The organism is Mesorhizobium prunaredense, assembly GCF_900156895.1.
GTDB classification, from domain to species: domain Bacteria; phylum Pseudomonadota; class Alphaproteobacteria; order Rhizobiales; family Rhizobiaceae; genus Mesorhizobium; species Mesorhizobium prunaredense.
Genome location: NZ_FTPD01000034.1, coordinates 299,614 through 323,389 on the forward strand (window position 1 = coordinate 299,614; position 23,776 = coordinate 323,389).

26 protein-coding genes are annotated in these 23,776 nt (G+C 63.7%); 15 read left to right on the plus strand and 11 right to left on the minus strand.

Features of this window, described 5'->3' with window-relative positions:
- Nucleotides 1-19: 19 nt before the first annotated feature.
- Nucleotides 20-2,569 (minus strand): ABC transporter permease, encoded by a 2,550-nt coding sequence (locus BQ8794_RS23105; RefSeq protein WP_077380939.1) that lies wholly within the window; start codon nt 2,567-2,569, stop codon nt 20-22.
- Nucleotides 2,569-3,279 carry an ABC transporter ATP-binding protein gene (locus tag BQ8794_RS23110; RefSeq protein ID WP_077380940.1) on the minus strand — a complete coding sequence of 237 codons (711 nt, stop codon included), beginning with the start codon at nt 3,277-3,279 and terminating at the stop codon, nt 2,569-2,571. Before BQ8794_RS23110 ends, BQ8794_RS23105 begins: the two co-directional genes overlap by 1 nt.
- Before the next feature lie 85 nt (nt 3,280-3,364).
- Here BQ8794_RS23110 and BQ8794_RS23115 point away from each other — a divergent pair, with 85 nt between their 5' ends.
- Both BQ8794_RS23115 and thpR read left to right on the plus strand, forming a co-directional pair.
- Nucleotides 3,365-4,009 (plus strand): arylesterase, encoded by a 645-nt coding sequence (locus BQ8794_RS23115; protein ID WP_077381025.1) that lies wholly within the window; start codon nt 3,365-3,367, stop codon nt 4,007-4,009.
- A 140-nt stretch (nt 4,010-4,149) separates the two neighbouring features.
- A complete protein-coding gene (gene thpR, locus BQ8794_RS23120; RefSeq protein ID WP_077380941.1) occupies nt 4,150-4,746 on the plus strand; it encodes an RNA 2',3'-cyclic phosphodiesterase in 597 nt (198 codons plus the stop codon).
- Here thpR and BQ8794_RS23125 read toward each other — a convergent pair.
- Complete coding sequence (locus BQ8794_RS23125) at nt 4,650-5,168, minus strand: low molecular weight protein-tyrosine-phosphatase (protein WP_077380942.1); 519 nt, start codon at nt 5,166-5,168, stop codon at nt 4,650-4,652. The two genes, thpR and BQ8794_RS23125, sit on opposite strands and share 97 nt — an antisense overlap.
- A gap of 52 nt (nt 5,169-5,220) precedes the next feature.
- Between BQ8794_RS23125 and BQ8794_RS23130 the strand changes: the two genes are divergently transcribed.
- From BQ8794_RS23130 to BQ8794_RS23150, 5 genes are all read left to right on the plus strand, one after another.
- Complete coding sequence (locus BQ8794_RS23130) at nt 5,221-5,514, plus strand: 4a-hydroxytetrahydrobiopterin dehydratase (RefSeq protein ID WP_077380943.1); 294 nt, start codon at nt 5,221-5,223, stop codon at nt 5,512-5,514.
- A 142-nt stretch (nt 5,515-5,656) separates the two neighbouring features.
- Nucleotides 5,657-6,019 (plus strand): YkvA family protein, encoded by a 363-nt coding sequence (locus BQ8794_RS23135; protein WP_023803329.1) that lies wholly within the window; start codon nt 5,657-5,659, stop codon nt 6,017-6,019.
- 234 nt (nt 6,020-6,253) lie between these two features.
- A complete protein-coding gene (locus BQ8794_RS23140; RefSeq protein ID WP_077381026.1) occupies nt 6,254-6,757 on the plus strand; it encodes an invasion associated locus B family protein in 504 nt (167 codons plus the stop codon).
- A gap of 174 nt (nt 6,758-6,931) precedes the next feature.
- On the plus strand, nt 6,932-8,167 hold the full coding sequence (rlmN, locus tag BQ8794_RS23145) for a dual-specificity RNA methyltransferase RlmN (RefSeq protein WP_077380944.1): 1,236 nt from the start codon (nt 6,932-6,934) through the stop codon (nt 8,165-8,167).
- Entirely contained in the window at nt 8,164-8,643 is a 480-nt protein-coding gene (locus tag BQ8794_RS23150) for a hypothetical protein (protein WP_077380945.1), read from the plus strand. Before rlmN ends, BQ8794_RS23150 begins: the two co-directional genes overlap by 4 nt.
- On the opposite strand, the gene BQ8794_RS23155 is transcribed toward BQ8794_RS23150, so the two are convergent.
- Nucleotides 8,615-9,256, minus strand: a complete 642-nt coding sequence (locus BQ8794_RS23155; protein ID WP_077380946.1) for a LysE family translocator — start codon at nt 9,254-9,256, stop codon at nt 8,615-8,617. The genes BQ8794_RS23150 and BQ8794_RS23155 overlap by 29 nt on opposite strands.
- Before the next feature lie 408 nt (nt 9,257-9,664).
- On the opposite strand from BQ8794_RS23155, the gene BQ8794_RS23160 reads away from it, so the two are divergent.
- A complete protein-coding gene (locus tag BQ8794_RS23160; RefSeq protein ID WP_077380947.1) occupies nt 9,665-10,888 on the plus strand; it encodes an argininosuccinate synthase in 1,224 nt (407 codons plus the stop codon).
- Nucleotides 10,889-10,962: 74 nt separating this feature from the next.
- On the opposite strand, the gene BQ8794_RS23165 is transcribed toward BQ8794_RS23160, so the two are convergent.
- Nucleotides 10,963-11,337, minus strand: coding sequence for a hypothetical protein (locus tag BQ8794_RS23165; RefSeq protein WP_077380948.1), 375 nt, complete (start codon nt 11,335-11,337; stop codon nt 10,963-10,965).
- Nucleotides 11,338-11,506: 169 nt separating this feature from the next.
- Between BQ8794_RS23165 and BQ8794_RS23170 the strand changes: the two genes are divergently transcribed.
- A complete protein-coding gene (locus BQ8794_RS23170; RefSeq protein WP_077380949.1) occupies nt 11,507-11,890 on the plus strand; it encodes a RidA family protein in 384 nt (127 codons plus the stop codon).
- Nucleotides 11,891-12,124: 234 nt separating this feature from the next.
- Nucleotides 12,125-13,228: a 3-isopropylmalate dehydrogenase gene (gene leuB, locus BQ8794_RS23175; protein ID WP_077380950.1), complete on the plus strand. Its 1,104-nt coding sequence runs from the start codon at nt 12,125-12,127 to the stop codon at nt 13,226-13,228.
- Nucleotides 13,229-13,288: 60 nt separating this feature from the next.
- Here leuB and BQ8794_RS23180 read toward each other — a convergent pair whose 3' ends face one another.
- Together BQ8794_RS23180 and BQ8794_RS23185 are read right to left on the minus strand one after the other, a co-directional pair.
- Complete coding sequence (locus tag BQ8794_RS23180) at nt 13,289-13,972, minus strand: DUF805 domain-containing protein (RefSeq protein WP_077380951.1); 684 nt, start codon at nt 13,970-13,972, stop codon at nt 13,289-13,291.
- Between the two features lie 346 nt (nt 13,973-14,318).
- Nucleotides 14,319-16,175, minus strand: a complete 1,857-nt coding sequence (locus BQ8794_RS23185) for a DEAD/DEAH box helicase (protein WP_077380952.1) — start codon at nt 16,173-16,175, stop codon at nt 14,319-14,321.
- Between the two features lie 199 nt (nt 16,176-16,374).
- Between BQ8794_RS23185 and BQ8794_RS35725 the strand changes: the two genes are divergently transcribed.
- The 5 genes from BQ8794_RS35725 (at nt 16,375) to BQ8794_RS23210 (ending at nt 19,906) form a co-directional block, all read left to right on the plus strand.
- Entirely contained in the window at nt 16,375-16,524 is a 150-nt protein-coding gene (locus BQ8794_RS35725) for a hypothetical protein (protein ID WP_167366376.1), read from the plus strand.
- A gap of 107 nt (nt 16,525-16,631) precedes the next feature.
- Nucleotides 16,632-17,666 (plus strand): aspartate-semialdehyde dehydrogenase, encoded by a 1,035-nt coding sequence (locus tag BQ8794_RS23195; protein WP_077380954.1) that lies wholly within the window; start codon nt 16,632-16,634, stop codon nt 17,664-17,666.
- Nucleotides 17,667-18,049: 383 nt separating this feature from the next.
- On the plus strand, nt 18,050-18,955 hold the full coding sequence (locus BQ8794_RS23200; RefSeq protein ID WP_077380955.1) for a bestrophin family protein: 906 nt from the start codon (nt 18,050-18,052) through the stop codon (nt 18,953-18,955).
- A gap of 125 nt (nt 18,956-19,080) precedes the next feature.
- Nucleotides 19,081-19,491 (plus strand): DoxX family protein, encoded by a 411-nt coding sequence (locus BQ8794_RS23205; protein WP_077380956.1) that lies wholly within the window; start codon nt 19,081-19,083, stop codon nt 19,489-19,491.
- A 151-nt stretch (nt 19,492-19,642) separates the two neighbouring features.
- The gene (locus tag BQ8794_RS23210) at nt 19,643-19,906 is read left to right on the plus strand and encodes a YMGG-like glycine zipper-containing protein (RefSeq protein ID WP_077380957.1); all 264 of its coding nucleotides are present in this window, start codon (nt 19,643-19,645) and stop codon (nt 19,904-19,906) included.
- Nucleotides 19,907-19,982: 76 nt separating this feature from the next.
- Here the strand turns inward: BQ8794_RS23210 and rpsP are convergent, their stop codons facing one another.
- The 4 genes from rpsP to BQ8794_RS23230 form a co-directional block, all read right to left on the minus strand.
- The gene (rpsP, locus tag BQ8794_RS23215; protein ID WP_077380958.1) at nt 19,983-20,384 is read right to left on the minus strand and encodes a 30S ribosomal protein S16; all 402 of its coding nucleotides are present in this window, start codon (nt 20,382-20,384) and stop codon (nt 19,983-19,985) included.
- Between the two features lie 44 nt (nt 20,385-20,428).
- Nucleotides 20,429-20,755: a chorismate mutase gene (locus BQ8794_RS23220; RefSeq protein ID WP_023803766.1), complete on the minus strand. Its 327-nt coding sequence runs from the start codon at nt 20,753-20,755 to the stop codon at nt 20,429-20,431.
- 7 nt (nt 20,756-20,762) lie between these two features.
- The gene (ffh, locus tag BQ8794_RS23225; RefSeq protein ID WP_077380959.1) at nt 20,763-22,415 is read right to left on the minus strand and encodes a signal recognition particle protein; all 1,653 of its coding nucleotides are present in this window, start codon (nt 22,413-22,415) and stop codon (nt 20,763-20,765) included.
- A gap of 325 nt (nt 22,416-22,740) precedes the next feature.
- A complete protein-coding gene (locus tag BQ8794_RS23230; protein ID WP_077380960.1) occupies nt 22,741-23,703 on the minus strand; it encodes a CPBP family intramembrane glutamic endopeptidase in 963 nt (320 codons plus the stop codon).
- Nucleotides 23,704-23,776: the final 73 nt, after the last annotated feature.

Consider the following 23,776-nt stretch of genomic DNA (forward strand, 5'->3'; position numbering starts at 1 on the left):
GCTTGCAGATCCTTGCAGATCAGAGATTGCGCAGCACCGGCGCCGCCTTGTGGCCCAGCACCCGCCAGGTGCCGGCGAGGCCGATGCCGACCGTGACCAGCAAGGCAAAGACGATGGTCGCCACCGCCACATCGGGCATGAAATGCGACGGCAGCGTCATGACCCGCGCGACAACGAACCACGCCGCAATGCCGCCTGCCGCCAGCGCGAAGATCGCGGTGGCGAGGCCGATCAGCATGTATTCCAGCGAAAAGGCCGCGATCAGCGTCTTCCTGGTGGCGCCCAGCGTCTTCAGCACCACCGCATCGTGGATGCGGGCGCGGTTGCCGGCCGCCAGCGCGCCGGCCAGCACCAGCACCGAGGCGATCAGCGCCACGCCGGCCGCGGCCCTGATCGCGGTGCCGAGTTGCGCCACCAGCCGGTTGACGATGTCGAGCGCGTCCTTGACCCTGACTGTCGTCACCGCGGGAAAGGCACGGGTGACGGCGTTGAGAAGACGGGCATCGTCGGCCGGCGACGCGCCCTTTTCGGTCAGCGTCGCCAGCCAGCTGTGCGGCGCGCCGGCAAATGTGCTGGGCGAGAACACCATGACGAAATTGATGCCCATCGACTCCCACTCGACCTGGCGGAAATTGGCGATCTTCGCCGTCACGTTGCGGCCGAGCACGTTGACGGTGACGGTATCGCCGAGTTTCAGCCCGATCTCTTTGCCTTCCTCGGCCGAAAACGACACCAGCGGCTCGCCGGCATAATTGTCCGGCCACCATGTGCCTTCGGTCAGCGTCGCATTCGCAGGAATTCTGGCCTCGTAGGTCAGCCCGCGATCGCCGCGCAGCACCCAGGCCCCTTCCGCCGGGACCTTGACCTTGTCGACGTCGACGCCGTTCAGCGCCATCACCCGGCCGCGCAGCATCGGCACCTTGACCAGCGTGCCTTGCGGCGCCTCTTTGCCGACCAGCGCCGAGAACGCATCGACATCGCTGCTCTGGATGTCGACGAAGAAGAAGTTCGGCGCCCGTTCCGGCAGGCTGCCGGAAATCTGCCGCCTGAGATTGCCGTCGATCAGCGCCAGCGTCACCAGAAGCGTCAGCCCCAGTCCCAGCGACAGCACCACCGACGGCGTCAAGGCGCCCGGCCGATGGATGTTGCCGATGGCGAGCCTGAGCACCGTCGAGCCAACGCGTGGGCTCCTTTTGGCGGCCCACTGCACCAGCGCGCCGACAAGGCGCAGCACCAAGAAAGCAAAAATGGTGGCGCCGACGAAGATCGAGGCGATGTAGCGGTCGCCGGAAAACAGAATGGCCAGCGCCGCCAGCAGCAGCGCGATGCCGAGCGCCGCCGCCGTGTAGAGCGGGCGCGGAAAACCGCGGCTCTCAAAACCCATTTCACGAAACAGCGCCGTCGCCGGCACGTCGCGCGCCCGGCCGAGCGGCAGCAGGGCGAAAGCCAGCGTCACCAGCAGCCCGAACAGCGCCGCCATGCCGAGCGCGCCGGGATAGAATCCGCCCTCCGCCGGCACCGGAATGATCGACTGGAGCGCCGCGCTCGCCGCGAACGGCATCAGCGCGCCTAGCGCGACGCCGAGCGTGATGCCAAGTGCGGCGATCATCAGGATCTGCACCAGGTAGACGGCAAAGACGAAACCGCCCGAAGCCCCCAGGCTCTTGAAGGTGGCGATGACGCCGCGCTTGCCGTCGAGATAGGCGCGCACCGCATTGGCCACGCCGACGCCGCCGACCACCAGCGCCGTCAGCCCGACCAGCGTCAGGAACTGCGAAAACCGTTCGATATTGGCGGACAACGCCGGTGCTGCATTGCTGCGCGTGCGGATCGACCAGCCGGACTCGGGAAAATTCTCCGCCGCCTGATCCTGAATGGCTTTTATGCGCGCCTCGCCGGTGCCGCCGGGCAGGCGGACCTTGTAGGCGTTCTCGACCAGGCTGCCGGGCTGGATCAAACCGGAAGCGGCAAGCCCGTCCGTCGAGATCATCAGCCGCGGCGCAAAGCCGAAGCCGTCGGAGACCGCGTCCGGCTCGTTGACGAGCCGGGCGCGCAGTTCGAAGGTGGCGCTGCCCAGCTTCAGCCGGTCGCCGATCCGAAGGTTCAGCCGCTCGAACAAAAGGTCGGGTGCGGCGGCGCCGAAAACACCGGATTGTTCGCCGAACAATTCCTGCTTCGCCAGCACCGGCTGGGTCTCCAGCGCGCCATAGAGCGGATAAGCGCCGTCGACCGCCTTGGCTTCGACCAGCGCCTGGTCGGAGCCGTCGTCGAGCCGTGCCATCGAGCGCATGTTGGCGCTGTGCGAGACCGTGCCCAGCCCGTCAAGAAAGACGTGCTCGGCCTGCGTCGCGGCGCGCTGATTGAACTGGAAACGAAGATCGCCGCCGAGCAGCGACTGGCCTTCGTTGGCGACACCGGCGGTAATCGCCCGGGCCACCGAATTGACGCCGCCGATCGCCGCGACGCCAAGCGCAATGCAGGCAAGGAAGATCAGGAAGCCGGACAGCCCGCCGCGCATCTCGCGCAGCGAGAAGCGGAAGGCGAGCTTCAGCGTGCGCGACAGCGGCATCAGGCCGGCACCTTGCCCGGCTTTGGAACTGGTTCTGGCGCGTCCTCGATCCGGCCCGACCGCATCGACACTTGCCGGGAGCAGCGTGCGGCGAGCGCTGGATCGTGGGTGACCAGCACCAGCGTCATGCCGCGCTCGGCCGCTTTGGCGAACAGGAGATCGGCGACCTGCCGTCCCGTTGCCTGGTCCAGGTTGCCGGTCGGCTCGTCGGCGATCAGGATGCGCGGCGAAGGCGCCAGCGCCCGGGCGATCGCCACACGCTGCTGTTCGCCGCCGGACAATTCGCCGGGGTAGTGAGTGACGCGGTCGCTCAATCCCACCGCCTCGAGCTCCCGCGCCGCCACCCCGAACGGATTCTCATGACCGGCAAGTTCCAGCGGCACTGCGACATTTTCGAGCGCCGTCATGTTGGGAATGAGGTGGAAGGACTGGAAGACGATGCCAATGTTTCGCCCACGAAACGATGCGATCTGGTCTTCGCTCTTGCCGTTCAGCAATTCGCCGGCAATCCGTACCGTACCCGAATCAACCCTTTCCAAGCCGGCCAAAACCATCAGCAGCGTCGACTTTCCCGAGCCCGACGGACCGACGATGCCGGTCGCCTCGCCACTTGCCACGTCTAGGCTGACGCCTTTCAGCACATGGACGGAAGACGCTCCTTCGCCTAGCGTCAGCGATACGTTTTTCAGCGCGATGACGGCTTCTGTCAAAATAAAATCGTCCTATATGGGAAAGGGAGGCCAGAATTCCGCCTACCGCCAGTTTAATGTTCTCGGTCATATGGGGCCCTGCCGCATGGCTTTCAAACACCGACTTGCCGCAGCCTTCGTCCTTTTCCTCGGAATTTGGGGCGCCATTTCTTCGGCGCGCGCCGAGCCGTTCAAGATCGTCGGCTTCGGCGACAGCCTGATGGCAGGCTTTGGCCTCGGACCGGACGAAGGCTTCACCCAAAAACTTGAGGCAGCACTCCGCGCCAAGGGCCACGATGTGACGGTCGCCAATGCCGGTGTCTCCGGCGATACGTCGAGTGGCGGCCTGTCGCGGCTCGACTGGTCGGTGCCGGACGGCACGCAGCTTGTCATTCTCGAACTCGGTGCCAACGACATGCTGCGCGGCGTTTCTCCCGATATCACGCAGAAAAATCTGGACGCCATGCTGGCGAAGCTGAAGCAGCGCAACATCGCCGTGCTGCTGGCCGGCATGCGCGCCGCCCCCAATCTCGGCGCCGACTACCAGAACGGCTTTGACGCTATCTTCCCGAAACTGGCGGAAAAATACGGCGTTCCGCTCTATCCATTCTTTCTCGACGGCGTCGCCGGCGAACCAGCTATGCAACTTGAGGACGGCCTGCACCCGAATGCCAAGGGCATCGACCGCATGGTCGAGCGCATACTGCCGGATGTCGAGAAAGCCATTGCCGTGGTCAAGGGCAACTCTTGAAGGGACCGGATTTCGATGAGGCTACGTATTCCCCACACGATTTGATTTTAGGTCAGGTGCAACCAACAAACCGCTTGCCCCGCTCGATTTTCGATGATTCGCTAGGGACAAGAGTTCGATTCGAGGACAGGAGGCTTACCATGCCGCGTCTTTTCACCGCCCTCGAAATTCCGCGTGACGCCGCCCTTTCGCTGTCCCTGCTCCGGGGCGGCCTGCCCCGGGCCCGCTGGATCGACGTCGAGAACTACCATATGACGCTGCGCTTCATCGGCGACGTCGAGGGCCATGTCGCCGACGAGATCGCCAACGCACTCGACCGCGTCCACCGCCCTTCCTTCGCGCTGACACTGTCCGGCGTCGGCGCCTTCGGCCAGAAGAAACCGCACGCGGTGTGGGCCGGCGTCTCCGCCTCGCCCGATCTTGCGTCGCTGCAAGCCGAGATCGAGCGCATCTGCCAACGCCTCGGCATTCCCGCCGACCCGCGCAAATTCATGCCGCATGTGACGCTGGCCAGGTTGCGCAATTCGAGCCCGCTCGACGTCGCCCAGTATCTTTCGGCGCGCGGCAATTTTTCGACGCTGCCCTTCCGTGTCGGCCGCTTCGTCCTGATGTCGTCGCGCGATTCGGTCGGCGGCGGACCCTACATCGTCGAGGAGGCCTGGCCGCTGTCGGGCGCCGACAGCCGTGCCTCGAGCCGCGTCGCCAGCGCCTCCGACGCTTCGCGGATCATGCGGTAGACCGAGGCAAACGCCTCCGGCCCCTGCCGATAGGGGTCCGGCACGTCGCCTACCCTTCCCTCGGCGAACTCGAGGAACAGACGGACCCGGTCGCGCATGGCGGCAGGCACCAGCGCTTTAAGATCCCGGAGATTCGATCGGTCCATGGCGAGAATGAGGTCGAAACGCGAAAAATCGTCCGGCGTCAGTTTGCGCGCCGTCTGTCCGGAAATATCGACGCCGTGCCGCTCTGCGATCGAGATCGAGCGCGGGTCGGGTGCCGAGCCGGCTTCCCAGTCGCTGGTCCCGGCCGAATCGAGCAGGATATCCCGATCGAGGCCGCGCTCGGCCAGGACGGCGCGCAGCACGCCCTCGGCCAGTGGCGAGCGGCAGATATTGCCGAGACAGACGAAGAGAATGGATTTTATCGGCTTTGCGCTCATCGATCCGGCACTATGCTGAAGACTGCAAATCCAGATAGCACGGGAAACGACCATGGCGAGAGAGAAACTGAGCAGTGAGGCGGTCGCCGAGGCGCTGGCCGGGCTCGACGGCTGGTCGCTGGCCAAGGACGGCGGCTCGATCGCGCGCAGCTTCACCTTCAGCGATTTTTCCGAAGCCTTCGCATTCATGACCCGCGTCGCTCTGGCGGCGGAGAAGGTCGACCATCACCCCGACTGGTCGAACGTCTACAACACCGTGAACGTGACGCTGAACACCCATGATGCCGGCGGCCTGACCGCGCTCGACTTCGAACTGGCCAGGATGATGAACCGCTATTTCGGTTAGGTCGTTGGAGATTTGTCGATGCTGTAGCCCGATTTTCAGGCCGGGGAACGGTCGCGCTCTTGTAGTGGACTGGAGCTTTCACCACATTTTCCGCTGGCAGGCGCGCGTGGAACGCCATGCGCAGCCTCGTTAGGAGAGACTGATGGCGCAAAAATCAGGTTTTGATTTCTTCGGCTTTGGCGGCAAGCCGGGCGACGAGAGCGAAGTGCGCGAGAAATTCTGGCGCACGGCCAAGCGGGCTGCCCGGCAGATCCCGTTCATGGAAGAGCTGGTCGCCGCCTATTACTGCGCCATGGACAAGAACACGCCGCTGCGCGCCAAGGGCATCCTGGTGGCGGCGCTCGGCTATTTCGTGCTGCCGGCTGACGTCATCCCCGACTTCGTCCTCGGACTGGGCTTTACCGACGACATCGCCGTGCTGACCGCCGCGATCACCACCGTCAAAGCCCACATCACATCAGCGCATCGGCTCGCCGCCAAACAGGCGATTGCCGACAACGGCTGAGCCGGCGATAAGGCAGAAAAGTCAAACTCTTGCCGCTTTCGTGGCATCCAAGTCGCGAAAGGGACGTTGCAACTGCCGCTTTCGAGCGACGGGCGCAAGGATGGCGGCGGTTTCCTGGGGTGGATGTCCTTTTCCCAAAGGAAGTTCACCGTTTGGTAACCCAGATTAAATCAAAATGAAGCGACGGGCAGGACGCCGAGCCGGCCTGCCTCCGCACCATATATGGGAAAAGCGATGCGCGGATTGATTGCTACAATTTCGAGCCTGGCACTGGTGGCCATGACAGCGCCGGCTCTGGCGCAGTCCGCAACCAAGATCGGCCAGCACAATGCCTGGGGCACCTACAGCTACCAGGCGTCGGGCGGCAAGGTTTGCTATGTGTTGACCGTGCCGACCGACAAGCAGCCGCCGACGCTTGACCATGGCGACATGTTCTTCTTCGTCAGCCAGCGGCCGGGACAGCAAGTGTCTTACGAGCCGCAATTCATCGCCGGCTACAATTTCCAGGAAAACTCCAAGGCCACCGTCACCATCGACGGCAAGAGCTTTTCGATGTTCACCCGCGGCAAGTCGGCCTGGGTCGAAAACGCCGCCGAGGAGCCGGTGCTGATCGCCGCAATGAAGTCTGGCAGCGACATGAAGGTGCAGGCGAAGTCCGGCCGCGGTAACACCACGACCTATGTCTTTTCGCTGAAAGGCATTTCGGCGGCGCTGTCGTCCATCGCCAGGTGCAAATAGCCGGGTTTGAGTGAGCGGCCGGGCCGTGCCTGGCGCGGCTCTCCCTTCACTCCCCTTGTGGGAGAAGGTAAAGATCGCCCCTGCATGACTCCGCCGTCAAGCTGTGCTATGCGCCGCGCTTCATTTCGGGCACGATGCTGTAATCGGCCGTAAATCGCTTATATTGGCGCAACAATGACCCTTTCATTCGACGTTACCACCGAGGGCGCCCGTGATGCGTTGCGCGCCCGCGCCACGCCGGCCGAGAAACCGTCGCTGATCGGCCTGACCCGGGCCGAGCTTGGCGCTGCCCTCGTTGCATCAGGCATCGTGCCGGAGCGCCAGGCCAGGATGCGCGCCCAGCAGCTCTGGCACTGGATGTATGTGCGCGGCGTCTCCGACTTTGCCGGAATGTTCAACATCTCCAAGGATTTGCGCGCCGAACTCGACAAGCATTTCACCGTCGCCAGGCCCGAGATCGTCGAGGAGCAGATTTCCTCCGACGGCACGCGCAAATGGCTGTTTCGCTTTCCGCCGCGCGGCGCCGGCCGGCCGGTCGAGATCGAAACTGTCTACATTCCCGAAGAAGGCCGCGGCACGCTCTGCATCTCCTCACAGGTCGGTTGCACGCTGACCTGCTCCTTTTGCCACACCGGCACGCAGAAGCTGGTGCGCAACCTGACCGCAGAGGAAATCCTCGCCCAGCTTCTGACCGCCCGCGACCGGCTCGGCGATTTCCCCGACCGCGACACGCCTGATGGCGCGGTCGTTCCGGCCGAGGGCCGGAAAGTGTCCAACATCGTCATGATGGGCATGGGCGAGCCGCTCTACAATTTCGAGGCGGTGAAGAAGGCGCTGCTGATCGCGTCCGACGGCGACGGGCTTTCGCTATCGAAGAGACGCATCACGCTGTCGACTTCCGGCGTCGTGCCGGAGATCTTCCGCACCGGCGAGGAGATCGGTGTCATGCTGGCGATCTCGCTGCACGCCACCAATGACGATTTGCGCGACCTTTTGGTGCCGATCAACAAAAAATATCCGTTGAAAGAGCTGATCGCCGCCTGCCGCGCCTATCCCGGCCTGTCGAACGCCCGCCGCATCACCTTCGAATATGTGATGCTGAAGGACGTCAACGATTCGATCGAGGACGCCAAGGGACTGATCAAGCTGCTCAAGGGCATTCCGGCCAAGATCAATCTGATCCCGTTCAATCCGTGGCCGGGCACCAACTACCAGTGCTCGGACTGGGAGACGATCGAGAAATTCGCCGACTACATCAACAATGCCGGCTATGCCTCGCCGATCCGCACGCCGCGCGGCCGCGACATCCTCGCCGCCTGCGGCCAGCTCAAGTCGGAGTCCGAGCGCATGCGCAAGGTCGATCGGCTCGCCCTGGAAGCGATGATGATCGCGGGGCACGGCGAGGCGTGAACCGCCTTGTCGCCTACTTCATCCGCTTCGCCATCATCCTGATCGGTTATGGCGTCGCCGCGCTGGCGGCCAGCGCCTTCCTCAACATCATGTTTCTGGCGTCGCTGAGCTACACGCCGGAGCACGCGCAGCCGGCGGCGACGGCCTCGCTGTATTTTTCAATCCCCTTCGTTGCGCTGTTCGTCGCCTATTTCGCTTTCATGCCGGCAGCGGTGGCGATTCTCGTCTCGGAAACCCTCGGACGGCGCGACTGGCTGTTCTATGCGCTGGCGGGCGCTGTGGTCGCGGCGGTCTTCCTCGGCTTCGTCCACCGGACCGCCGACGCCAATTTCGAGATCACCGACCCGCGCGTCGCCGCTGCCGTGATCGGCAGCGGCATGGTCGGCGGCATTTTCTACTGGCTGAGTGCCGGGCGCTCGGCCGGAAGCTGGCGCCAAGCCGGAAGATCTATTTCGCCTGGGCGGTCAGGATCTTGAGCGCAAAGGCGGAAAACACCCCGGCGAACAGATAGTCGACGGCACGCGTTACCCGCGGGCTGGCTTTCATCGCGCTCGAGAACTTTTCTGCCGCAAAGACCATCGGCGCTGTTACGGGGATCGACAGCACGACGAACATCGCCCCGAGGAAGAACAGTTTTCCGGGCGCGTTGGGATCATGCGCCGAGACGAACTGCGGCAGGAAGGTCATGAAGAACAGGATGATCTTCGGGTTGAGCAGATTGACGCCGAGCCCTGCCGCCCAGGCGCGAAACAGCGAAATCTCCGGCCCGCTCTTCTTCTCGGGCGAAAACGCCGAACCCTTGGTGATCGCCTGCCACGCCAGGAAGACGAGATAGCCGGCGCCGAAGATCTTCAGGGCCAGGAAAGACATCGGCGAGGCGACGATCAGCGCCGAGATGCCGACCACCACCAGCGTGGTGTGGATCAGCGTACCGAACAGCGCGCCGGCCATCGAGGCAAAGCCGATGGCCCGGCCATGGCTCAGCGTGCGCGACACGAACAGCGTCATGTCGGGCCCGGGCGTGATCGCCAGGATCACGGTGGCGATAGCGAACTGGATCAGCGTGGTGGTGTCGGGAATGAAGGACATCTGCGGCCCCTGGATAAAGAAAGCGCAGCCTATAGCGCAGGTGTTTTATAGACGCCAGCTTCTCGCCAGCACGGAGTCTGGTCTAGCGAGTCGAAACAGCGATGTCCGTTGGTGGTTGGCGAAGGCGCAGCGACATCCGATCTCCGCCCTTGCGGGGGAGATGTCCGGCAGGACAGTGGGAAGGATCGCCGGCCTCCGACTTCATCCATTCCCAACCGGAATCAGCTTGAGGGCTTGGTCGTGATGTCAGGTCGGAGGGACAGCACCCCACTCTGCCCTATCGGGCATCTCCCCCGCAAGGGGGGAGATCGGCAGCTTCGCCGATGGCCTGATCACCGTTCGTCTCTTGCGCAGCCCGGAAAGCCCGTGATACCTCGCCCGCAAAGAACCCTGTCGCGGAACAGCCAAATGTCGAAAGCAAAAGCCGTCAAGAAGGTCGTGCTCGCCTATTCCGGCGGCCTTGACACCTCCATCATCCTGAAATGGCTGCAAACCGAGCTTGGCGCCGAGGTGGTCACCTTCACCGCCGATCTCGGCCAGGGCGGCGAGCTGGAGCCGGCGCGGCGCAAGGCCGAGATGATGGGCATCAAGGACATCCGCATCATGGATGTCCGCGAGGAGTTCGTGTCCGACTTCGTCTTCCCGATGTTTCGCGCCAATGCCGTCTATGAAGGCACCTATTTGCTCGGCACCTCGATCGCCCGCCCGCTGATTTCCAAGCACCTGGTCGAGATCGCAAAAGAAACCGGCGCCGATGCGATTGCGCATGGCGCCACCGGCAAGGGCAACGATCAGGTCCGTTTCGAGCTTTCGGCCTATGCGCTCAATCCCGACATCAAGGTCATCGCGCCATGGCGCGATTGGTCGTTCAAGTCGCGCACCGACCTGATCAACTTCGCCGAGCAGCACCAGATCCCGGTGCCGAAGGACAAGAAGGGCGACGCGCCGTTTTCGGTCGACGCCAATCTTCTGCATTCGTCCTCCGAAGGCAAGGTGCTGGAAGACCCGTGGAGCGAGCCACCGGAATTCGTCCATCAGCGCACCATCTCGCCGATGGACGCGCCGGACAAGGTCACCGAGATCGAAATCGAATTCCTGAGGGGCGATCCGATCGCGCTCGACGGCGAAAAACTGTCGCCGGCGACGATGCTGGCGGCGCTCAACGATCTCGGCCGCGACAACGGCATCGGCCGGCTAGACCTGGTCGAGAACCGCTTCGTCGGCATGAAATCGCGCGGCGTCTACGAGACCCCCGGCGGCACCATCCTGATATCAGCCCACCGGGCGATCGAATCGATCACGCTGGACCGCGGTGCCGCCCACCTCAAGGACGAGTTCATGCCGCGCTACGCCGAGCTGATCTACAACGGCTTCTGGTTCGCGCCCGAGCGGCTAATGCTGCAGGCGATGATCGACAAGAGCCAGGAAGATGTCGAAGGCACGGTGCGGCTGAAACTCTACAAGGGCAACGTCATCGTCACCGGCCGCAAGTCGAACAAGACGCTCTATTCCGACGCGCTGGTCACGTTCGAGGACGACCGCGGCGCCTACGATCAAAAGGACGCCGAAGGCTTCATCCGCCTCAACGCGCTAAGGTTGCGGACGCTGGCGGCGCGAAATCGTAAAAGCTAGCCAGAATAGGATATCTAGAACCCGGCCAAAGCCGGGTTCTTTGTTTGGATTTCACCACGTCGGCATGCCAGCGGTTACCCCGATTTCTCGCCATATGCCTTTACGCCTCTGACCAGATCGTTGATGAATGCCCTCCCCTTGTTGGTCAGCACAAGTGAGCGCTTCCGGCGATCAGCGCCGAAACCGATGGTGATCATCTGGTGGCCACCGGTCATTTCCTGGTGGCCCTCACCCCAATAATAGGCATTGCGGGAGGCGGCGCCGGACTTGATGCCGACGTTCCTCTCAATGTCCTGAACCGAAATGTCCTCATGCCGTGCATTCGCCGCAGCTATTTCCAGTAGAGCCAGGATTGTTGAGACCTGCATCTTCGGATCGAACTGATTGAACCGCCGTAGCGCGTTCATGAGCGTGGTGAGCGCCTTCAAATCGAACATTTCGGTTTCCATCAGTAGACTCCTTTCCCGTTAGGCCGCCATTGCCTCTCGCTGCGAAGATCGAATGCAGGGCCGACGTCCCCGGCCTATAACGGTTTGCGCTGTCGATCCACCCCGCCTGGCCCATAGTCGGAAAGCACCTCTTCAGCTCAATATCGCCTGAAAAATATGCGAGGGAACCATGCGAAAACTGATCTCCACCGGCTCGCCCTTCGAGAAGGCCGCCGGTTATTCGCGAGCCGTGGTACAGGGCGACTGGTGTTTCGTTTCCGGAACGACCGGCTACGACTATGCGACCATGTCGATGCCGGAGACAGTCGAGGCGCAGACGCGCAATTGCCTGGCGACGATTGCCAAGGCGTTGCAGGACGGCGGTTTTGAGATGGCCGATGTGGTGCGGGCGCATCACTACATCACCGACGCGGCTTTCGTCGACATAGTCTTTCCGATCCTCGGCGAGGCTTTTGGCGACATCAGGCCGGCGGCGACGATGATCGTCTGTCAGCTCAACAAGCCGGAAATGAAGATCGAGATCGAAGTGACGGCGCTCAAGCGCACGACCTGAGCGCGGCGGCGCTGCAGAAGCTTGTGCGACGCCAGCGGGGCGCCAATGATCCGCCAAAGATGCTCTGAACCAAAAGCTTGCGCGCCAGCCGCTTGGCGTTTAGCAAGGCCGCGGCTCACGACAGCGCCGCGCGTCCTTTTGGACGCGCAAAGGACGCCGTCGAATTTTGGTTCTGCGCATGACCCCGAAGTCGATGCCGATTTCGGGTCATGCGCCACAGTTAGGACGGTTCCGATGGCTTTGAAAAATCTTCTCCTGCTCGCCGGCGATGGCATCGGCCCCGAGGCGATGGCCGAGGTGAAGAAGCTGATCGCCGCCATGAACGACACGCTCGACAGCGGTTTTGTCACCGATGAGGGGCTGGTCGGCGGCTGCGCCTATGACGCGCATGGCGCGGCGATTTCCGATGCCGACATGGCCAAGGCGATGGCTGCCGACGCGGTGCTGTTCGGCGCCGTCGGCGGGCCGAAATGGGATGCGGTGCCTTATGAAGTGCGCCCGGAAGCCGGACTGCTGCGGCTGCGCAAGGACATGGAGCTGTTCGCCAATCTCAGGCCGGCCATCTGCTATCCGGCGCTGGCCGCATCCTCCTCGCTCAAGCAGGAGGTGGTCGAAGGGCTCGACATTCTGATCGTGCGCGAGCTCACCGGCGGCGTCTATTTCGGCGAGCCGAAGCAGATCATCGATCTCGGCAACGGCCAGAAGCGCGGCATCGACACGCAGGTCTACGACACGTTCGAGATCGAGCGCATTTCGGGCGTTGCCTTCGAGTTGGCACGCACCCGCAAGAACCACGTCACCTCGATGGAAAAGCGCAATGTGATGAAATCAGGCGTGTTGTGGAACGAGGTCGTCAGCCAGACCCACAAGGCCAGATATGCCGACGTCAAGCTCGACCACATGCTGGCCGATGCCGGCGGCATGCAGCTGGTACGCTGGCCGAAACAATTCGACGTCATCGTCACCGACAATCTGTTCGGCGACATGCTGTCCGACATCGCCGCCATGCTGACCGGCTCGATCGGCATGCTGCCGTCGGCGTCGCTCGGCGCGCCGGATGCCAAGACGAAAAAGCGCAAGGCGCTCTACGAACCGGTGCACGGTTCGGCGCCCGACATTGCGGGCAAAGGCATCGCCAACCCGATCGCCATGATCGCCTCCTTCGCCATGTGCATGCGCTATTCCTTCGGCATGGTGGCCGAGGCCGATCGCCTGGAAAGCGCCATCGCCGCCGTGCTCGACCAGGGCTTGCGCACCAGCGATATTCTTTCCCCTGGGATGACCGAGGTCGGCACCACTGAGATGGGCGACGCGATCATCGCCAGGTTCCTGGGCTGACCCTGTGGCGGTCGACGTCCGCTCGGCTTCCAGCCCCCTCAAAACCGCTGTGTCGAGCAGCTAGGCCCTGACGCCCACCGGCACCGGGCCCCACTGATTTTCACGGGCCTGCGTCGGGATCAGCGCGAAGACCAGGATGATCAGCCAGCCGATCGTCGGGATGAACACCACCAGGAAAAGCCAGCCGGTCAGGCCGATGTCGTGCAGGCGACGCACGTTCAGTCCGATCCAAGGCGGGGTTGTCGCCAGCACAAACGTGCCGCAAAGACCGACCGTCACTGCCGGCAATTCGTCAAGATGGCCCATGGCGTCGTCGATGAAGAGGCCAACGCCGACGACCCCGATCAGCGCGATCGTCCAGAACAGGCAAAAACCCCAATATTCCTTGCGGCGGACACGGCCGGAGAAATTGAAGTAATTTTCAGTCAGGCCCCGCCGGAAATAGCTCCAAAGGTCGGTGGCGGGAGCATTTTCAGCGAAACGGCCGAAATGTTGCGGCGCCACGGGCGCATTGCCGGTTTGAGTCGGGGCGGCGGTTGCGGCAGGCGGACTGGCAGCCTGGGCACGGATCGAAATAACGTCGCGTGCCCGTCCACCGGCCGGCTGGAACTCGATAACCATGCCCCTGGCCATCGACGCCTCTCGGCGCAGATCCTCGCGCGCGAAGGTGTAACGGTTGCCGTCGGCTCCGGTGATGAAACCAAAACCCTGGTCCTCGTCATAGTGAAGCACTTCGCCGCGCATGTGCTGCCCCTCGTCCCGCTGGCCAGACTGTTCAAAGTTGCGGCAGACCGCAAGGGGTGGGTGCGGAAATGGGGAGCATCGACCAATCGTCGAAGTCTGCGCCGCCCCTCATCGCCCTGCCGGGCACTCTCCCCGTATAGTGACGGGAGAAGGACGCTGTCATCGCCGGTTTCGCCAATCGCGGGCGTCGCGGAAAGAACGCCGAGGCTGCGGCCAGCGGGCTTCTCCCCGTTTACGGGGAGAAGGTGCCGGCAGGCGGATGAGGGGCGGCGCAGACCTGAATCGATTGCCTTGGCAAAGGACAGCCCTTTGCAGGCCATGACAAGCCAACGATTCCGGCAAATCGCTAAGCCGGCCGCTTCTTCGCTTTCTTGTTCTTGGCGGGTCCGGCCTTGTCGAATTTCGGCTTGCTTGCCTTCCCGGCCCAGGGTTTTGCCTCGAATGCGGCGGGGCGCTGATCGGCTGACGGTGCGCGCTTCTCATATTTGGGCGCGTTCTGGTCGAACGTCCGCTTGCCGCGGTGCGGCTTCTTGTCCGGCCGTGGCTCCTGATAGCCGGCCCGCGACAGGTCGGGCGTGCCGTCCAGCCGCTTCACCGCGATGTTGTTCTGCAGCTTGCGGTCCGGGCCGATCGCCTGGAAAAACCGGTCGGCCCAATCCGCCGCGATCTGCACGAAGGTTTCTTCCGGCTGCATCTTGATGGCGCCGATCTCGCGCTTGGAGATGCCGCCGGTCCGGCACAGCATCGGGATCAGCCAGCGCGGCTCGGCATTCTGCCTGCGTCCCACCGACAGCGAAAACCAGACGCTGTCGCCGAAATCGTCGCGGCGGCTTGGCGCCTCGTCGCGACGGGCAGATCTATCGCCAGAGGGCCTGTCGCCCGACGGCGCGAACGGAGCGACGTCTAAAAGATCCTCGGGCGCCGAGCGGCTGGAGCGGCACAGACGCACGAAGGCGGCGGCTACCTGATCGGGGCCATGCTGCTCAAGAAGCGCATTGATGAAGCCGCGTTCATCATCCGTCACAGGCTCGCTGAAAACCGGGTCGGCGAGGATGCGCTCGTCGTCGCGCCGCAGGACGTCGTCGGCCGAAGGCGGGCTTGCCCATGTCGCCGCAAGGCCAGCGCTTTGCAGCAGCCGTTCGGTGCGCCTGCGGGCATTGTTGGGCACGATCAGCGCGCTGACACCCTTGCGTCCCGCCCGTCCGGTCCGCCCGCTTCGGTGCAGCAGCGTCTCCGGATTGGTCGGCAGGTCGGCGTGGATCACCAGTTCGAGGTTGGGCAGGTCGATGCCACGCGCCGCCACATCGGTGGCGATGCAGACTTTGGCGCGGCCGTCGCGCATCGCCTGCAGCGCGTGGCTGCGCTCGTTCTGGCTCAGCTCGCCCGAAAGCGCGACGACGGAAAAGTTGCGGTTGTTGAAGCGCGCGGTCAGGTGATTGACGGCAGCGCGCGTGTTGCAGAACACCAATGCGTTCTTCGCCTCGTAATAGCGCAGCACGTTGATGATGGCATTTTCCCGGTCGGCCTGGGCTACGCTCAGCGCCCGGTATTCAATGTCGAGATGCTGCTTTTCCTCGCCGGCGGCCGAGATGCGCACCGCATCGCGCTGGTAGCCTTTGGCCAGCGTGGCTATGGAGCGCGGCACGGTGGCCGAAAACATCAAGGTGCGGCGCTCGGCCGGCGCGGCGTCGAGGATGAATTCCAGATCCTCGCGAAAGCCGAGATCGAGCATCTCGTCGGCTTCGTCCAGCACCACTGCCTTCAGCTCGGACATGTCGAGCGAATTGCGGGTGATGTGGTCGCGCAGCCGGCCGGGCGTGCCGACGACGATATGGGCGCCGCGCTCCAGCGTGCGGCGCTCGGTGCGCATGTCCATGCCGCCGACGCAGGACGCTATCGCTGCGCCGGTCAGTTCGTAGAGCCATTCGAGCTCGCGCGTCACCTGCAAAGCGAGCTCCCGCGTCGGCGCCACGGCCAGCGCCAGCGGTGCTGCAGCATGGGAAAAGCGCTCGGCGCCGTCGAGAAGGGTCGGCGCCAGAGCCAGCCCGAAGGCGACGGTCTTGCCGGAGCCGGTCTGGGCGGAAACCAGCGCATCGGCCTGCCCGAGCTCGAGAACCGCCTTCTGCACCGGCGTCAGCTCGACATAGCCGCGTTTTTCCAGCGCCTTTGCCAGCGCGGGGACAAGTGCTTCGAAATTGGACATTTCACTCTTTCGGAATTCGGATTCTTTTATGCCCGGCAATGGGTCATCCGTCGGCGAGCGCCAGGAGCGCCACGAGCCAAACGATCCAATCGTTCGTACTTCGCGCCGCCGCCATTGTACAGGGCAAGCCGCCTGGCTGCGTCGCGATTGACTCTTTACGCAAACCGCGTAAAAGCCGGCACCGAATGGGGTAGTTCCGATGCGCGGCCTTTTGATGGCGCTTCTTGCCTTCGACGTCCCCGGCCGCAATGCGAACCATTGGGCCGGGCGCCTCGGCGCGTCTGCTCGTTCCAGCAAAACCACGTTCTTGGCCAAAAAAACCGGTAAAACGACCACTAAAACGGTCTGATTCCCTTGGCCTAACCACCCTCTCCCGGGTCCGGCCCGGGGGTTGAAACCCGCATCGGCCGGCGGGTTTTCTCCAAAAAAACCGAGCGGAGAGGACAGGAGATTTCGATGAGTTTCAAGGTTGCAATCGTCGGCGCCACGGGCAATGTGGGTCGGGAAATGCTCAACATACTGGAAGAGCGCGGCTTTCCGGTGAGCGAGGTGGTGGCGCTGGCCTCGCGGCGCAGCCAGGGCACGGAAGTGTCGTTCGGCGATCGCACGCTGAAGGTCAGGGCGCTCGACCAATATGATTTTTCCGATACCGACATCTGCATCATGTCGGCCGGCGGCAACGTCTCGAAGGAATGGTCGCCGAAGATCGGCAAGCAGGGCTGCGTCGTCATCGATAATTCGTCGGCCTTCCGCTACGACCAGGACGTGCCGCTGATCGTGCCGGAAGTGAACCCGGACGCGATTTCGCTGTTCACGCGCAAGAACATCATCGCCAACCCGAACTGCTCGACGGCGCAACTGGTCGTGGCGCTGAAGCCGCTGCATGACCTCGCCACCATCAAGCGTGTCGTCGTCGCCACCTATCAATCGGTATCCGGCGCCGGCAAGGAAGGCATGGACGAATTGTTCACGCAGACCCGCGCGGTGTTCGTCGCCGACCAGGTCGACGTCAAGAAGTTCACCAAGCGCATCGCCTTCAACGTCATCCCGCACATCGACGTCTTCCTCGACGACGGCTTCACCAAGGAAGAGTGGAAGATGGTCGCCGAGACCAAGAAGATGCTCGACCCCAAGATCATGCTGACGGCGACCTGCGTGCGCGTGCCGGTGTTCATCGGCCATTCGGAAGCGGTCAATATCGAATTCGAAAAGCCGATCACCGCCGAGGAAGCACGCGAAATCCTGCGCGAGGCGCCAGGCTGCCAGGTTCTCGACAAGCGCGAGGACGGCGGCTACATCACGCCGCTGGAATCGGCCGGTGAGGACGCGACCTTCATCTCGCGCATCCGCGAGGATTCGACCGTCGACAACGGCCTGTCGATGTGGATCGTCTCCGACAATCTGCGCAAGGGCGCCGCACTCAACGCAGTGCAGATCGCCGAATTGCTGATCGAGCGCGGGCTGATCCAACCGAAGAAGAAGGCGGCTTAGTCTCGCTCACGGGCCGTATCGCCGCTGCCGCGGCGGGCCCTCCCGCGGGGGCGCCGGACAACCGGCGGCCCGCGGTCGCGGGCTCGGCTTTCGGCCGTCAGCCCCCTTCTCCCCGTTCACGGGGAGAAGGTGCCGGCAGGGGGATGAGGGGCAGCACCGGCGTCTCAAATTCTGCTCAGTTTTGACGCAACGCCTCACCAACTTTCTTCAGATCGGTCTCGCCGGCCATCGATTGCTCCCGAATGTCTTGCGGATTTTCGACAGCGTGCTCGGCTAGACCGGCAAGACGACATTGCCATGTCGCTGGCGGCTGGGCTTATGCGTGTATTGCGTCACACAATGGAACCGATCAGGATCATTGCCGGTCCGTGAAAGGGGTTTCGATGATCGTTCGCCCGCGCCCGGGATTCCTGCATCTGTTCTTCATCATGCGCGGCTCGGTGGTGCCGCGCATCCTGCCGCAGATCTTCGGCTTCGGCGTCTATGGCGCACTGGTGTTGCTGGCGGTCAGGGCGCTGGGGCTTGACCTCGGCAATGCCGGCCCCGCACCGCTCGCCTTGCTCGGTGTGGCGCTGTCGATCTATCTCGGCTTCCGTAACAATGCCGCCTACGACCGCTGGTGGGAGGCGCGCAAGCTGTGGGGCCAGCTTGTCTTCGACATTCGTAACCTGGCGCGCGCCAGCACCGGGTTGATCGAGGATCGGGTCGAACTGCGCGGGCTGCTGATGGAGGCGATCGCCTTCTGTCACTTCCTGCGCGGCCTGCTTCGGCGGGTCGATGCCACGACCGAAGCACGCGCGTTCATCGGTGAAAAGGCCGAAAGTGCTGCCAAGCTGGCCAACCCGCCAGACGCCATGCTGCGCCGGATGGGCGAGCGAGCCGCCGCGTTGTACAGGGCCGGCGCGATCGACGTCATGGGTTACCGCATCCTCGACGAGCGCCTGTCGCAAATCGCCGCAGCGCAGGCCGGCTGCGAGCGCATCATGGGAACACCGCTTCCGTTTGCCTACACGCTGCTGTTGCAGCGCACCGCCTATATCTTCTGCCTGCTGCTGCCGTTTGGCCTGGCCTCGACTGCCGGCTGGGCGACGCCGCTGTTCACGGCGCTGATCGCCTACACCTTTTTCGGCCTCGATGCGCTTTCGGAGGAACTCGAGGACCCGTTCGGCACCGAGGCCAACGATCTCGCCCTCGACGGCCTGTGCCGCGTCTGTGAAATCTCTGTGCTCGAGGCACTCGGCGAAGCGCCGCCGAAAATGATCCCTGCTGAAAAGTTCTATTTTTCCTGAGGGTTTGTTCCCGCGCTCACCGCAGCACCGCGCGCTGGAAAAATCATAGGCGTGTCGGATCGCCGCCTCACGCCGCGTCCTTGGTTCGACCCTGGGCAAGAGGGCTCGAAACAACCGGAGGACCAATGACAATGTCTCAAACAGCATCCGTCACGCCCGGCGCACTGTGGACCGGCCGCGGGCTCAGCGCCCTCATCGTTCTGTTCATGATCTTCGACGGCGTCATCAAGCTGCCGCCGCTCGATGTCGTCACCCAGACCATGGTGCAACTCGGCTGGCCGGCCGATCCCGATGTCTCGCGCATGCTCGGCATCATCGGGCTGGTCTCGACCGCGCTCTATGCGGTGCCGCGCACCTCGGTGCTCGGCGCCGTCCTGCTCACCGCCTATCTCGGCGGCGCCATCGCGACCCACGCGCGTCTTGGCAGCCCGCTGTTCTCGCACACATTGTTCGGCGTCTATCTCGGCCTCATTCTGTGGTGCGGCCTTTTCCTGCGCAATCCCGGGGTGCGCTCGCTGATCCCGTTCAGCCGATAGCGGCGACGTCAAAAGCCGTTCGATGGCGGTCACGTCGCCAGAGAGGGCGCTGTCTGCCGCCACCCTCTTCCTTGTCCTTGGATCAAATCGCCGGGTTGCGAGTTAGACGATGTGGGGCGAGGACGGAAAACCCCATTTGGGAGGAGCGACGATGAAGAAACTGGTGGTCCTGATGGTATTGGCAACCTCGCTCGCAGCCTGTTCCCGGACGGAACAGGGCGCCGCGGTCGGTGGCCTGGGTGGCGCTGCTGTCGGCGCTGCCGTTGCAAACGACCCGGTGGAGGGAGCTGTTGTTGGTGGTGCTGTCGGCGCCGTCGCCGGCGCGCTGATCGGCCGCGCCACTGAAAGGGGCCAGTGCCGCTATCGCGATCGCTATGGACGCGTCTACATCGCCCGCTGCCCGGCAGGCTATTGATCGGGCCGCGTCATGGCTCCGACGAAACAAAACGGCGGGCAAAGCGCCCGCCGTTCCGTAGGCGATAAAAAGCGGATTATTCGGCGCTCGCGGCTTCCGCCTCTGCCGGCGCGGCTGTTGCGGCGGCAACAGCGGCGGCTGCATCGTCCTGCGCCTTCTTCAGAAGTGCGGCGCGCTCCTGCGCCTTCTTGCCGGGCTCGGCCTTCTTCGGATTGGAGCGGGCCTCACGCTTGGCGATGCCGGCCTCGTCGAGGAAGCGCAGCACGCGGTCGGTCGGCTGGGCGCCGTGCGAGAGCCAATGCTTGACGCGGTCGGCGTCGACCTTGACCCGCTCGCCGTCCTTGGGCAGCAGCGGGTTCCACGAGCCGAGCGACTCGATGAAACGGCCGTCGCGCGGCGAACGGGCGTCGGCGACGACGACGTGGTAATAGGGACGCTTTTTCGAGCCCGCACGGGCCAGTCGGATTTTCAATGGCATTTCTTTTCTCCTAAAACGCTGATTTTCGGGTTTACGGCTGGTCCTCAGCCGGTTTTCGTTCCGCCGTTGGATGCGGCGATATGCTCGTGATGCCGGATCACTTCACGGACGACGAAGTTCAGGAATTTCTCCGCGAAATCCGGGTCGAGATGGGCGTCCTTCGCCAGTTGGCGAAGGCGGGCGATCTGCTGCTGCTCGCGTGCCGGATCGGCCGGTGGCAGGCCATGCGACGCCTTCAGCTCGCCGACCGCCTTGGTGCAGCGGAAACGCTCGGCCAGCATGTGGATGAGCGCTGCGTCGATGTTGTCGATCGAGGCGCGGTAGTCGACCAGCGCCGCGCGTGCGTCGGCCATGTCCTTCTCTTCGTTCATGGCGCCCTCACTTCTTCTTGCCGGGGCCGTTCTTGCCGAGCCCATTCTTGCCAAGCATTGGCAGCCCGCCGCCGGATCCTGGCAAACCAGGAAGCTTCATGCCGCCGGGCAGCCCAGGCAGGCCACCGCCACCTGGAAGGCCAGCGGGCAGGCCCTTCATGCCGCCGAGACCGGCTGCCTGCGCCTGCTTCTGCAAGGCTTCGAGCTGCTTGGGGTCCATCTTGGACAGGTCCGGCATGCCGCCGCCCATCATACTGCCCGGGCCACCCATGCCTCCCATACCCCCTGGCATCATGCCGCCGAGGCCCATCTTCTGGGCCAGGCCGCCCATCATGCCGCGCATCAGGCCACCGCCTTTGCCCTTGCCGCCCATCGCCTTCATCATGTCGGCCATGCCGCGATGCATCTTCAGGAGCTTGTTGATCTCGGCCGCATCGGTGCCGGAGCCTGCGGCGATGCGCTTCTTGCGCGAGTGCTTCAGAATATCCGGGTTGGCGCGCTCGGCCTTGGTCATTGACGAGATGATGGCGAGCTGGCGGCCGAACATCTTGTCGTCGAGACCGGCGGCGGCCATCTGATCCTTCATCTTGCCCATGCCCGGCATCATGCCCATGATACCGCCCATGCCGCCCATCTTCGACATCTGCTGAAGCTGGCCGGCAAGATCGTTCAGGTCGAATTTGCCCGACTGCATCTTCTTGGCCATCGCCGCCGCCTGCTCGGCGTCGATGTTTTCGGCAGCCTTTTCGACGAGGCTGATGATGTCGCCCATGCCGAGAATGCGGTCGGCGATGCGCTTGGGATGGAATTCCTCCAGCCCGTCCATTTTCTCGCCGGTGCCGATCAGCTTGATCGGCTTGCCGGTGACGGCGCGCATGGAAAGTGCTGCACCACCACGGCCGTCGCCATCCATGCGGGTCAGCACCAGGCCGGTGATGCCGACGCGCTCATCGAAGCTTTTTGCCAGATTGACGGCGTCCTGGCCGGTCAGCGAATCGGCGACCAAAAGGATTTCGTGCGGCGACGAGACCTTCTTGATGTCGGCCATCTCGACCATCAGCGGCTCGTCGATATGGGTGCGGCCGGCGGTGTCGAGGATGACGACGTCATGGCCGCCGAGCTTTGCCGCCTGCACGGCGCGGCGGGCGATGTCGACCGGCGTCTGGCCCGCGACGATCGGCAGCGTGGCGACCTTGGCCTGCTCGCCGAGCTGACGGAGCTGCTCCTGCGCGGCGGGACGCCGCGTGTCGAGCGAGGCCATCAGGACCTTCTTGTTCTGACGCTCGGTGAGGCGCTTGGCGATCTTGGCCGATGTCGTCGTCTTGCCGGAACCCTGCAGGCCGACCATCATGATGACGACCGGAGCCGGTGCATTGAGGTCGATGGCGATGCCCTCGGCGCCCAGCATCTCGACCAGCTCGTCATGGACGATCTTGACGACCATCTGCCCGGGCTTGATCGACTTCAGCACGGCGGCGCCGACGGCCTTCTCGCGCACCTTGTCGGTGAAGGAACGCACCACTTCCAGCGCCACGTCGGCCTCGAGCAGCGCACGGCGCACCTCGCGCAGCGCCGCCGAGACATCGGCCTCGGACAGGGCGCCGCGGCCGGTGAGGCCGTTCAGGATCGAACCAAGACGTTCCTGTAGCGATTCAAACATTCTTTTTCCTTTTCCCTGGCACCCGGATGATGCCCGAGAGGTAATGCGTCCGCGCCCAGTATCCAACTCAAAGCCGTCCGGGCAAAAGCCCAAAGCCAAAAAGCACCCGGGGGCGCACAGCGCTGCCGGATGTTGGCCTCCAGGATCGATTTACAGCACGTCGCCTCAAACAGGCTTCGGCGTCCCGGTCGGCTTGCTCGGAGGGATACTCGTCGCGGAATTCGCGGGCTGTAGACAGGAAATCGGCCGCGGAGTCAAGGTGCGGGGCCGAATACGCTGAACCGGGCCGGTTCGGTTTATGGCAGCACCACCAGCGTGATGCGCATCAGCTTGGGCCGCCAGGGTGCGAAAAATCCGGCTCGACCTTCAGCGGCGAGCGCGGGTGCAGCAGCAGCAGAACAGTCAACAGGCTGCAGACGATGCCGATCGCCGCGATGAGGACGGCATCAAGCGTCGTCCAGCCTGGGCCTTCGAGCGGCTTGGCGTTGAACAGGGCGAAGGAATTGTAGCTTTGCTGATGCGAAATCAGCAGGAAGCCGGTCAGATTGTTGCCGAGGTGGGCGCCGAAGGCCGCGCCGAGATTGCCCGTGGCATAGACCACAAGCGTCAGGAGTAGCGCAAAAGCGGCGATCGAGGCCAGCACGCAGGCGTTGATGACGGTCGTCGAGCTTGGGTTCCAATGCATCGCAGTGAACAGAAGTCCTGGCAGCAGCGCCCAGATGAAGGGGTTTTGAAACCGGTTGGCCAGGCCTCTGAGGAGATAGCCGCGAAACAGCACCTCTTCGGACGAGGTCTGCAGCAGGGTCAGCGCGGCGATCGGGATCAGGAACAGCAGCCAGGACGACAGGCCGATTTCACCACGCGCAATGTCGGGCTGCAAGAGATAGAGCAGTATCTCGGAGAGCAGCGATGTGACCAGCACCGCGGCCAATCCCCTAAAAAATCCCGAGCGCGAAACGCGGCGGCTGGTGCCGATCAGCGCCATCAGCGGCTCGCGATGGACCCAGCGCATGGCAGCCCACAGGCCGAGCCAGATTCCGGCAAAGGAGGCGAGCGCGGCGAGGATCCCGGTGGGCGAGGCCATGAAATTCTGCACCGCCCCTCCTTCCATCGGGGCGCCAGACGATGCTTGCCAGACGACGAAGACATAGGCGCCGCCGAACAGCACGGCGATGGTCGTCGCGACCCAGAACAGAACGACGATCGCCGTTCCGAGCAGGAGCGGCGGCAGGGTCGTCTTGGCGTTGGGAGTATGCCGGTAGCGCTCGAAGGCGGCAGGGTCTATCACGCGGGCTCACAGGCTGGTGCTTCGGGTCGCATGATCTATTCGATCGGGTCGTGCCGCGCAATCAACGGATTCG